General features: G+C 76.2%; 9 protein-coding genes and 1 pseudogene. 1 reads left to right on the top strand and 9 read right to left on the bottom strand.

The features are described from left to right. Nucleotides 1-20: 20 nt before the first annotated feature. Nucleotides 21-1,700: a hypothetical protein gene (locus tag Sdagh_RS22675; RefSeq protein ID WP_190077164.1), complete on the top strand. Its 1,680-nt coding sequence runs from the start codon at nt 21-23 to the stop codon at nt 1,698-1,700. Nucleotides 1,701-2,150: 450 nt separating this feature from the next. Here the strand turns inward: Sdagh_RS22675 and Sdagh_RS22670 are convergent, their stop codons facing one another. The 9 genes and pseudogenes from Sdagh_RS22670 to Sdagh_RS22630 all read right to left on the bottom strand — a co-directional run bounded on the left by Sdagh_RS22670 (nt 2,151) and on the right by Sdagh_RS22630 (nt 10,279). Then, nucleotides 2,151-3,185, bottom strand: coding sequence for an adenylate/guanylate cyclase domain-containing protein (locus tag Sdagh_RS22670; protein ID WP_190010520.1), 1,035 nt, complete (start codon nt 3,183-3,185; stop codon nt 2,151-2,153). Then, on the bottom strand, nt 3,182-3,631 hold the full coding sequence (locus tag Sdagh_RS22665; RefSeq protein WP_189418264.1) for a universal stress protein: 450 nt from the start codon (nt 3,629-3,631) through the stop codon (nt 3,182-3,184). The genes Sdagh_RS22670 and Sdagh_RS22665 overlap by 4 nt, the downstream gene beginning before the upstream one ends. 26 nt (nt 3,632-3,657) lie before the next feature. After that, entirely contained in the window at nt 3,658-4,890 is a 1,233-nt protein-coding gene (locus Sdagh_RS22660; RefSeq protein ID WP_190077165.1) for a lytic transglycosylase domain-containing protein, read from the bottom strand. Between the two features lie 69 nt (nt 4,891-4,959). After that, entirely contained in the window at nt 4,960-5,721 is a 762-nt protein-coding gene (locus Sdagh_RS22655; protein ID WP_190077166.1) for a hypothetical protein, read from the bottom strand. A 27-nt stretch (nt 5,722-5,748) separates the two neighbouring features. Beyond that, nucleotides 5,749-6,300, bottom strand: a complete 552-nt coding sequence (locus tag Sdagh_RS22650) for an Rv1363c family protein (RefSeq protein ID WP_189418258.1) — start codon at nt 6,298-6,300, stop codon at nt 5,749-5,751. A 28-nt stretch (nt 6,301-6,328) separates the two neighbouring features. Further along, nucleotides 6,329-7,000: pseudogene (locus Sdagh_RS22645) on the bottom strand (hypothetical protein); the annotation flags it as partial. A gap of 281 nt (nt 7,001-7,281) precedes the next feature. Continuing rightward, nucleotides 7,282-7,803, bottom strand: a complete 522-nt coding sequence (locus Sdagh_RS22640; RefSeq protein ID WP_190077167.1) for a hypothetical protein — start codon at nt 7,801-7,803, stop codon at nt 7,282-7,284. Continuing rightward, nucleotides 7,800-9,089: an MCE family protein gene (locus Sdagh_RS22635; protein WP_189418252.1), complete on the bottom strand. Its 1,290-nt coding sequence runs from the start codon at nt 9,087-9,089 to the stop codon at nt 7,800-7,802. Before Sdagh_RS22635 ends, Sdagh_RS22640 begins: the two co-directional genes overlap by 4 nt. Continuing rightward, entirely contained in the window at nt 9,086-10,279 is a 1,194-nt protein-coding gene (locus Sdagh_RS22630) for an MCE family protein (RefSeq protein ID WP_370594977.1), read from the bottom strand. Before Sdagh_RS22630 ends, Sdagh_RS22635 begins: the two co-directional genes overlap by 4 nt. Nucleotides 10,280-10,300: the final 21 nt, after the last annotated feature.

Here is a 10,300-nt window from a genome sequence, read left to right as displayed (position 1 = left end):
AACGGAAGAACGGAAGAGAGATGGCGATCCAGGACCCACACGGCGCCACGGGAGCCGACCCGGCGGCCCGCCGCCGCGCCACGCCGGACCCGACCCCGGACGGCGCCGGCGCCACCGGAGGTCCGGGCGCCGTGCCCGAACCGGAGCCGAACAGACCGGCCGGCGGTCTGATCGGCGCGGGTGACGTCACCGGTGCCGCCCGGCCGTCCTCGCCCCGCCCCGACCTCACCTCGGGCGATGGCCGCTTCTCCTCCCGTCCGGCCATCGGCGGCGACCCGGGCGGCGGGGCCCCCGCGAGCGCCACCGGCACGGAAGCGCGAGGCACCGGCGAGCAGGGTGCGGCCGTGGCCGTGGACCACGACACGGACACCGGGACGGCCGCCGCGACGAAGGCCGCGACCACGGCCGTTGCGGCCGCCCCCGCGCCCCTGTCTCGCCCCGTCACCGAACCCGTGACGGCTCCCGTGGGCCCCGCGACCGCGTCCACCGGGCACGGCACCTCCCGCGAGGGCGCCGCGGCGACCACGGCCACGGCGTCCGGCGAGCCCGGCACCGCGCACGCGCCCCGGTCCCGGGGGCTGCGCGGTCTGCTCTTCGCCGGGCCGGCCGCCGGGACCGGGGCCACCGCGCGAGGAGCGCGGGCCGCCACCGCGGCCGGCGACACCCCGGGCGGTCCCGGCGGCACCGGTGAGGACGACGACTCCGCCGGACCGGCCCGGGTGTCCCGGCCGATGGCCGCCGCCGCGCTGATGGCCGGGGCTCTGCTGATCGGCACGCCCTTCGTCATCGCCTCGCTGCTGCCCGGCGACGACTCCCCCGAGCGCAGGCCCGGAGCCGCCGGGTACGCGGACCGGGCGGCCGGGGCCGGCGGTTACGTACCGAGCGCGGCGGCGGAGACACCCGGAGCTTCCCATCGCCCCGCCGCCCGGAACGGCGAGGACGCCACCGGGCGCGGCGAGGACGGCACCGGGCCCGGCGACCCGGACGGCGGAACCGGTCCGAAGGGCGCCGAGGGTGCCGCCGTGACCGACGGCGAGGAAGCGACCGACGACACCGCCGGGTCCGGTCCGACGGCCGGGACGGACCGGGGCGCCACCTCCGGCCCGACCGGTGACGGCGGCGCCAGGACCTCCTCCGGCCGCGGGTCCGGCACTCCCGCCACGGCCACCGCGCGGGCCACGCAGAAGGCCGCCGGACCCGCCACCTACTCCGCGGTCGGCGGCCCGCACTGCTCGGGCGACGTCACCTACCGGGAGTCCGGCTCGTCGTCGGAGGGCGACGACGGCTGGACCACCCACCCCGGCGGCTACAGCGACGGCTGCACCGGCGTGTTCCGCTCCCTGCCGATCTCGGGCAGCCGTTCCGACGCGGGCAACAGCGCCTACTGGATCTTCCGCACCGGGGACGTCGTCCGGGGCACCTGCAAGGTCAGCGTGCACATCCCGAACGACAGCAAGCGGACCCACGTCGGCGGCACGCCCGCGTACTACACCCTGCACAACGCCACGAACGGGGCCACCAACCTGCTCGCCAACTTCACCATCGACCAGCCCTCCCACCAGGGCATGTGGGTGGCCGCGCCGAGCGTGCGCGTCACCGAGGGCATCCTGACGCTCAAGCTGCACGACCGGGGCAAGGAGGCGACCAGCGGCGCCCGCATGGCGGCCGACGCGGCGAGGATCAACTGCACCGCGAGCTGATCCCACGGTGTGATCGTCCTCGTCCGGCCAGGGATGCGCCGGCGGCAGAACGCGGCGAATCCCCGGCTCGGGCCGCCGTGCGCCGCCCGTCGTGACCAAGCACCTTGTGACAGAGCGGAGTTGACCGACTGAAGCGGACCGGGCGGTCCGCTCCTGGGCCGGTGGCCCGACCACCGCCCGCACCGGGGGCCGGGGCGGCCATGGCGACGGGACGCTCGTGCCGCATACGCATGGTCCGGACAAGGACAACGACCGGCGGGCGCCGCGCGGAAGGCGCCCGCCCTCACGAGGGCGGGCGGCGTTCTCGGCTTTCAGTGCGCCGTCGGCAATGGCGGGGTCGTCCGGGCACTCCGGCCGGCGGGCCGTGCAGCGCGTGGACGACCCCGACAAGGAGCACCAGGCGAGCCGCCGCCGCAAGCAGGCCCGGCGTACCGGTTCCCTCGGCGCGGCTCAGCTCGCCTCGCCGTGCGCGTGCGCCGGGCGGAGCAGTACCGGACGGAGCCTGCTGTACCCGCGTACCGACACCGGGCGCAGCGGCTTGAGGTCGTAGGCCGTCCGGCCGGCCAGTTCGCCGGCGAACGCCGTGTCGGTGAGCACGGTGCCGGGGCGGGCGACCGCGGTGAGGCGGGCGGCGATGTTCACCGCCGCCCCGTAGACGTCGCCGAGACGGCCGAGGACCGGGCCGTACGCCAGTCCGGTCCGCACCTGGGGCAGTTCCGTGTCCGCCACGGCTCGGGAGGTGAGTTCCAGGGCGATGCCGGCGGCCGCGGCGGCGGACTCGCAGACGTAGAGCACCTCGTCGCCGATGGTCTTGACGACCCGTCCGCCGCCGTCGGCGATCACGTCGCCGGTCAGGCTCTCGAACCGGTCCAGCACGCGGGCGAGTCGGGTGCTGTCCAGTCCCCGGGTCAGCCGGGTGTAACCGACCATGTCGGTGAAGCCCACCGCGCGTTCGCGGACGTCGGCGCCCTCGCCGGGCCGTACCGGCTGGTCGCGGCCGGCCGGGGCGCCCTGTGCCGCCTCGGTGAGCACGCGCCCGGCGCAGGCCGCGAGGTGCCTGCGCCACACGTGCCGCTGGAGCAGTTCCATCTCCGGCAGCAGCGCGGCGGCGTGCTGCGCCAGGTCCTTCTCGCTCAGCGGGAGGTCCAGGTCGCGCAGGAGCCAGGACCAGAGGGTGTGCACCTGCCACTCGGCGAGCCGGGACAGGTGGTGGCCGAGGGCGCGGGCCATCATCGTCTCGCTCTCCTCGGTGATGAGCCCGGCGGCGATGAGCCGCTCCCCGGCGCGCAGCGCGTCGACGTCGGCGTCGGTGAAGACCCGCGCGTCGTCGTCGGCCACCGGGAAGCCGAGGGCGCGCCAGATCTCGGTGGCGCGTTCGGGGCCGACGCCGGACCGTTCGGCGGTCTCCTGCCTGGTCCATCTCCCGGGGCCCTGGAGCAGGACCTCCTCGACGGCCCGGCGCAGGTCGCCGTCCGCCGTGCTCATGTGGTGTGCACGATCAGCACGTCGATCTCCGCCTTCCTGGCCATGTCCGCGGGTACCGAGCCGAGGATGCGTCCGGCGAGCGAGCGCAGACCCCGGTTGCCGACCACCAGGAGATCGGCCCCGCACTCGCGGGCGGCCCGCAGCAGGCCGGGGACCGGCTCGTCCTGCACCGCGACCGTCCGCACGTCCGCCGCTCCCTGCGCGCGGGCCCGGTCACCGGCGGTGCGCAGGGTGTCCTCGGCCGGTGCCGAGCCCACCACCTGGTAGGCCTCGGGCCCCAGCTGGTCCTGGGCGACGGCGAGTTCGCGCCCGCGCATCGGCAGGTACGCGCAGACGATCACGAGTCCGGCTCCGCAGGCGGCGGCGAGCCGGGCCGCTGATTCGACCGCCGCGAGTGATGACGTCGAGCCGTCCGTGCCGGCCATGACGGTGTGGTAGGCGACCACAGCTACCTCTCTGCTCCAGAACGGGCTTACTGACAGGGGACGGGCGTGGCGGTGGGTGTGGGGCCGGGGTCCGGGGAGGACGTGGCCGGGTCCGAGGGGCACTCCGGGGAGGGTGTCGGGTCGGTGGCCGGCGGGGGTGTGTCGGTGGGGGTCGGTGTGGGTGAGGGGCCGGGGGTCGCGGAGCCGGTCGGGGAGGGGTCCGGTGTCGTCGTCGGGGAGGGCTGCGTCGCGGACGGCTCCGGGGAGGGCGAGGGCGACTTCGTCGGGGTGGGTGAGCCGGAGGGGGCCGGGGCGGAGGTCCCGGGGTCGGGGCCGACGATGACGCCGTCCGTGCCGCCGCCGGTGCCGCCCCGGCCGCCCTTCCCGTCGTCGTCACCGCCGCCGACCGGCTCGGTCGCCGGCGTGTCGGCGCCGGCGCCCGGACTGACGGGGACGACGCCCTTCCCGTCGGGCACGGTGTGCACGCCCCGGCGGTAGAAGTCCAGCCAGTGCCGGACGAGGGCGAGGTAGGCGCGCGAGTTGTTGTAGCTGAGGACGGCCCGGTCGAGGTCGGCCGCGACGCTCAGGTTCCGGTCGCCGGCGCACAGGTAGTGCCCGGCCGCCAGGGCGGCGTCGAAGATGTTGTCGGGGTCCTCCCGGCCGTCGCCGTTGCCGTCCGCGCCCCAGCGGGCCCACGTCGACGGCAGGAACTGCATCGGGCCCACCGCCCGGTCGTACACCGGGTCCCCGTCGTGGACGCCGTCATCGCTGTCCAGGATCAGGGCGAAGCCACGGCCGTCGAGCGCCGGGCCCGTGATGCGGCCCAGCGTGGTGCCGTGCCGGTCGACCGCGCCGCCGCGGGCCTGTCCGGACTCCACCTTGCCGATCGCGGCGAGCAGATGCCAGGGCAGCCGGCAGCCCGGGTCGGTCCGGGCGACGGACCGTTCCGCGGCGCGGTAGGCGCGCAGCACGGTCGCCGGGATGCCGGACTCGGCACGGACCCGCGCGGCCGGCGCGACGCGGGGTGCGGCGCCCGGGGTGACCAGGGGCGGGAGTTCGGTGTGGTACGAGTCGTCGTCGGGCGGGGCGAGTTCGGCGTAGGGGAGGTCGGCGGCCGGGGCGGGGCGGTCGTCGGCGGCCGGGCTGCCGTTCTCCTTCGGCGCCGCGGGGCCGGGGGCCTGGGAGGCGGTGAGCGCCGCGACCGCGGTGACGGCGATGGCGGTGGCCCGCAGCCCCTGCCGGGTCCGGGCGGGCAGACGTCGGGCGCGGCGTCGGGGCATGGTCTGTCACTCCCTGCTCTCGGTTCGTGGGTCGCGGGGCACGGGTCGGTGGGGGGGGTGCCTCGGTGGTCAGCGGCCGAAGGTGTCGATGCCCGAGACCAGCCAGCGGCCGTCGCGTCGCTGGAGGTCCACGGCGAGCATCGCGCCCGCGTAGGTGCCGTCGTCGTCGGCCTTCTTGTCACCGGCGGTGCTGACGCTGCTCTGGTCGGCGTAGACCAGGACGCGGGCCCGGTCGCCGTCGACGCGTTCCACGGCGCTGTCGGTGACGGTGGTGGTGATCACGGCCTTCTGCCGGTCGGCCTGGGTGCGGACGGTGCCGAACAGGTCGCGGTGCTGGGCGACGGCGCGTCCGGTCAGCCACTCCTTCGCGGCCTTGTCGAAGGCGGCGGGGTCGGCGTGGTCGTACGAGAAGAGCGCGGCGACGGCCTTGGTCGTGGCGCCCTTGATCTCGCTGGTGCGGGCGGTGTCGGAGAGGGCGGTGTTGCGGGCGGCGGGGGTGTCGCGGAGGCTCTCGGCGCGGGCGTGCGCCCAGCCGGCGAAGCCGCCGAGGAGGAGGGTGAGGAGGCAGAGGGCGGCGAGGGGGCGGTGGCTTTTCCGGGGGTGGGACGCCGGTTCGGTGGAGGTGGCGGGGCGGGTGGGGGTGGTCGGTCGGGGGCCGGTGGCCGGTCGGGGGCCGGTGGCCGGTCGGGGGCGGGTGGGGGGTGGCTGGTCGCGCGGTTCCCCGCGCTCCTCGGGGGCGTCCGCGGGGGCCGGTGCCACGGCGTCGGTACGGAGGGCCTCTCGGGCCTGGCGGCGGCGGAGGGTGTTGAGGGTGTGGCGGGTCGTCGGCATGGTGTGTCGTCCTCTCCTGCGGCCGGGTCAGCCGGCCGACGTGCCGCCGACCGGGGCCTGCCCCAGGGCGCTGAGCTTCCAGTGGCCGCCGGTGCGGGTCAGTTCGCCGAGCATGCGGCTGTCCTTGTCGGTGCTCTGGTCACCGGGTGCCTTCACCGTCACCCGCAGGGCGACCAGCACCCGGGCGCGGCCGGCCCGGTCGTCGAGTTCGGTGAGGGCGCCGGAGAGCACCTTGGCCGTGGTGACCGTCTTGGCGGTCTTCACCTGGCCGGCGAACTCCTCCCGCCCGGCGACCAGTTGGTCGTGCAGGTCGCCGGTGGTCGAGGACTCCCAGAGGTCGAGGCCGCGGTCGAGGCTGCGGTGGTCCAGGGTGTTGAGGTTCTGGACGGCCTGTTCGCCGGCGGCGAGGGCGTCGTCGCGCTGCTCGGCGTAGGCGACGGTGTCGTCGTGGGCCGCGTCGTACCAGTCCCAGCCCGCCCACCCGGCGAAGCCGCCCGCGATCAGGGCGAGGGCGAGCGCGAGGGCGGTGACCGGCAGTGTCCGGAGCCCGGCCGCCGCCGTTCTGGTCCCGCGTTCCATGGATGTTCCCCTCTTCCGCACCCGCTGCTCAGCGGGTCCTGATGTCGACGATCCGCCACTGGTCCCGCTCCCACCGCGCGGTGACCGTGAGCTGGGCCGCCGCGGCGGTGGAGCCGCCCCCGTCCCGGTCGGACATCTGGTCCAGGAAGACCAGCAACCGGGCGCTGTCGCCGTCGAGTTCGATGACTCCGGTGCGTACCGCCTGGGTGCTCAGGGTGACGCGCTGCTTCTTGAGGTCCGCGCGGACCCGGTCCATCAGCTCCGCGTACTGGCGGGCCGCGCGGCCGGCGAGGACGGAGCGCGCGGACCGCTCGCCGGCCGCCAGGCCGTCCGGCGTGTACGAGAAGACGCGGGCGAGGGCGTTGCCGACGTCACCGGCGACGCGGCTGGTCGCCTCGGCGTCGGTCAGCGCGTGGTTCTCGGCGGACGGGGTGGACCTCAGCTGGTGGGCGCCGTAGAAGAAGCCGCAGCCGGCGAGGACGAGGACGGCGGCGGTCAGGGCGGGGAGCAGGCGCCGCCACAGCGGGCCGGCCGGCCGTACGGCGGTGTCCGGCTCGGCCTCCGCGTCCACGACGGGGGCGGCCTCCGTCTCGCGCCCGGGGCGGGTGTCCGTCTCCGCGGCGGTGTCCGCAGCGTGCGCGGGGGCCGTGTCCGGGGCGGGGGCCGCAACGGACGCGGGAGCCGTACCCGCAGCGGGCGCGGGAGCCGTGTCCGCAGCGGGCGCGGGAGCCGTGTCCGCAGCGGGCGCGGGAGCCGTGTCCGGGGCGGGCGCGGGAGCCGTGTCCGCAGCGGGCGCGGGAGCCGTGTCCGGGGCGGGGGCCGCAGCGGACGCGGGAGCCGTACCCGCAGCGGGCGCGGGGGCCGTGTCCGGGGTGGGCGCGGGAGCCGTGTCCGGGGTGGGCCGGGTGGCCGGGTCGGCGTCCGCGGGCGTGGAGTCGGCGGGGGCGGCGGAGGCGGCCCGGCGCAGGGGCAGCAGGCGGGTCATCGGGTTCCGTCCTCCTCCGCCGCCGTCCGCGCGAGCGGCACCGCGTTCAGGGCCTTGACCTTCCACTCGCCCTCGTCCGTGCGGGTCAGGACGGCCTCCAGGCGCTTGCGGTCCGTGGTCGCCGTCTTCGCGCCGGCGGGCGTGACCTCGACGCGTACCGCCGCGACGAGCTTCGCGGTGCCCGCGCGGGTGTCCAGGGCGGTGAGCGCCGCCTCCGTGACCGTGCCCCGCGCGGACGCGCCTTTCGCGGGGCGGGTGGCGCCCAGTTCCGTCCGGAGCGGGCCGGTCGAGGCGTCCCGCCAGTCCTGGATGCCGGCCCGCGCCCGTTCCAGGGACGAGGCGTCGAGGGTGGTGAGGACGGCGAGCCGGTCGCGGCCGTCGGCCAGCGCCGCGTCGCGTGCGCGGCCGTACGCCAGCGAGTCGTCACCGCGTGCCTGCGCGTACGTCCACGCGCCGGTGCCGCAGAACGCCAGCGCCAGCGCCAGTCCCGCCCCGGCCAGTACGCGTCCCCTCCTCATCGGCCGGCCTCCCCGCCCGCGCCGAGCAGGTCCGCCATGCCCTCGGGGCCGGTGCCGCCCGTGCCGGGCAGGGCCAGCGCGCCCGGCAGGGCCGGCTCGGCGGAGCGCCCCTCGGCCGCCGGGACTCGGGTGCTGCCCGAGGGCAGGGAGCCGGGCTTGGCCGGAGCGGGGACCGCGCCGCCCCGGGGGGCGTTGGCCGAGCCGCGTACGTTGACGCCGCTGGAGGCCGGAGCCGTGCAGGCGGCGTCGGTGTTGAGGGCGGGCGCGGTGCCGAGGTCCAGGCCGGTGCGGTAGCGCGTGCCGCCGTACCCGGCGGTGCAGGGCAGCGGCTTGAAGAAGGTGACGGCCAGGCCGAGGTTCATCGTTCCTCCGTCGACGGCGGTGGCGCCGGCGGAGACGGCCGCCGGGTACTTCACGAGGAGTTCCTCGATGCCGCGCTGCCGGGTGAGGGCCACCTCGGAGGTGGTGAGCAGGTTGGCGAGGACCACGCCCAGGCTGGGATCGAGGTCCCGCAGCAGCCCGCTGACCTGGTTCGCGGCGTCCGGTGTCACGGTGAGCAGGCGGCGCAGGTCGGCGTCGGAGCCCTTGAGGGCGGCGGCGAGTTCCGTGGCGCCGTCGGCGAAACCCCGGATGGCCTCGGCCTCCTCCGCCTGGGTGCGCAGCACCGTCTCGCCGTCGGTGAGCAGGCGGGTGGTGGCCGGCAGGTTGCGGTCGGCGGCCTCGATGAAGGCGCTGCCGTTGTCCAGCAGGGCCTGGAGGTCGTCGCCGTGTCCCTCGAAGGTCTTGCCGAACTCGTCGACGACCGTGCGCAGCTCCTCCAGCGGCACGGACCGGGTGAGGTCGTTCACACTGGTGAGGACGTCGGTGACGGGCGCGGGCACCTCGGTGTCGCGCAGTTCGATCCGGGCGCCGTCCGCCAGGTAGGGGCCCGTGTCGCTCTGCGGCCGCAGGTCGATGTACTGCTCGCCGACCGCGGAGAGCCCGGCGACCACGGCCCGGGTGTCGGCGGGGATGTCCGGCGCGGACTTCTTGATGCGCAGGTGGGCGACCACCCCGTCGGCGGTGAGGTCGATATCGCCGACCCGGCCCACCGACACGCCGCGGTAGGTGACGTCGGAGTGGGTGAACAGGCCGCCGGTGCGCGGCAGTTCGACGTCGACGGTGTAGTGGTCGGCAATGCCGGCATAGCGGCCGAGGTCGGCGTAGCGGATGCCGAGGAAGCCGAGGACGAGGACGGCGATGAGGAGGAAGGCGAGGTTCTTCAGACGTATCGCGAGCGTGATCATTCCCGGTCCCCTCCGTCCCCGGCGTCCCCGGCGTTCCCGGTCGGGGTCCGTACGGAGGGCAGCGGCAGCGGCGACGACTGCTTCGGCGCGGCGTCCCGGCCGCGCTGCGGCGTGGCGGTCGGGGTGGGCGAGGGGGACGCGGTGCCGCCCGGCACCAGCGGCGGGATCACCTGCGTCCCGGGCTCGGCGGTCATGCTCAGGTACACGTTGAGGTAGTCGCCCTTGACCCCCTTGAGGACCTCGTCCGTGAACGGGTAGGTGAGCAGCACCTGGAGCGAGTCGGGCAGGTCGGTGCCCGCGTCGGCGAGGGCCTTCAGGGTGGGCGCGAGGGCCTTGAGGTCGGCGACCATGTCGTCCTTGCTCGCTTCGATGGTGGAGACGGCGACCCCGGACAGCGTGTCCAGGGAGCGCAGCATGGTCAGCAGGGAGCCGCGCTGTTCGTGGAGGGTCTTCAGGCCGGGCGACAGGCCGGTGAGGACGGTGCGGATGTCGTCGTCGCGGCCGGCGAGGGTCGCGGCGAGCCGGTTGACGCCGTCCAGGGCGTCGGTGATGTCACCGCGGTGGGCGTCGAGGTTCGCCACGAGTTCCTCGACCCGGCGGAGCATGGAGCGGACCTCGGGCTCGCGTCCGCCGAGGGCCTTGTTCAGTTCCTGCGTGATGGTCCTGAGCTGGGCGACGCCGCCGCCGTTGAGCAGCAGGGAGAGGGCGCCGAACACCTCCTCGACCTCGGTGTTGCGGCCGGTGCGGGCGACCGGGATGACATCGCCGTCGCCGAGCCGGGCGGCGCCGTCCGGTTCGGCGGGCGCGACGAGCTGCACGTACTTCTCGCCGAGCAGGCTGGACTGTTCGAGGCGGGCGCCGGCGTCGGCGGGCAGGTCGACGTCGCCGTTGATCTCCATGGTGACGCGGGCCGTCCAGTCGTCGCCGTCCAGCCGGATGCGGGTGACGCGGCCGACGGCGACGTCGTTGACCTTGACCGCGGCCTGCGGCACCAGGCTGAGCACGTCGTCCAGTTCGGCGGTGACGGTGTACGGGTGGGAGCCGAGGTCGGCGCCGCCGGGCAGCGGCAGGTCCTCGATGCCGTCGAAGCGCGGGGCGGTCGCGGAGAACGCGCCGAGGGCGAGGGCGAAGCCCAGGCCGAGGGCGAGGAGGCCGCCGATCCCGGCGCCGGCGGCGGCCCCGGTGGTCAGCACTCCGCGCCGTACCGTGGT

Origin of the sequence: Streptomyces daghestanicus, assembly GCF_020521275.1 — a bacterium.
Classification (GTDB): domain Bacteria; phylum Actinomycetota; class Actinomycetes; order Streptomycetales; family Streptomycetaceae; genus Streptomyces; species Streptomyces griseoviridis.
The sequence above is the reverse complement of the archived record's forward strand: the minus strand, read 5'-3'. Positions and strand labels throughout refer to the sequence as shown.

Bases quoted from the DNA above. Each gene is read 5' to 3' on its own strand.
- Sdagh_RS22675 (WP_190077164.1), top strand. From the start codon at position 21: ATGGCGATCCAGGACCCACACGGCGCCACGGGAGCCGACCCGGCGGCC.
- Sdagh_RS22670 (WP_190010520.1), bottom strand. From the start codon at position 3,185: ATGAGCACGGCGGACGGCGACCTGCGCCGGGCCGTCGAGGAGGTCCTG.
- Sdagh_RS22660 (WP_190077165.1), bottom strand. From the start codon at position 4,890: ATGCCCCGACGCCGCGCCCGACGTCTGCCCGCCCGGACCCGGCAGGGG.
- Sdagh_RS22655 (WP_190077166.1), bottom strand. From the start codon at position 5,721: ATGCCGACGACCCGCCACACCCTCAACACCCTCCGCCGCCGCCAGGCC.
- Sdagh_RS22650 (WP_189418258.1), bottom strand. From the start codon at position 6,300: ATGGAACGCGGGACCAGAACGGCGGCGGCCGGGCTCCGGACACTGCCG.
- Sdagh_RS22640 (WP_190077167.1), bottom strand. From the start codon at position 7,803: ATGAGGAGGGGACGCGTACTGGCCGGGGCGGGACTGGCGCTGGCGCTG.
- Sdagh_RS22635 (WP_189418252.1), bottom strand. From the start codon at position 9,089: ATGATCACGCTCGCGATACGTCTGAAGAACCTCGCCTTCCTCCTCATC.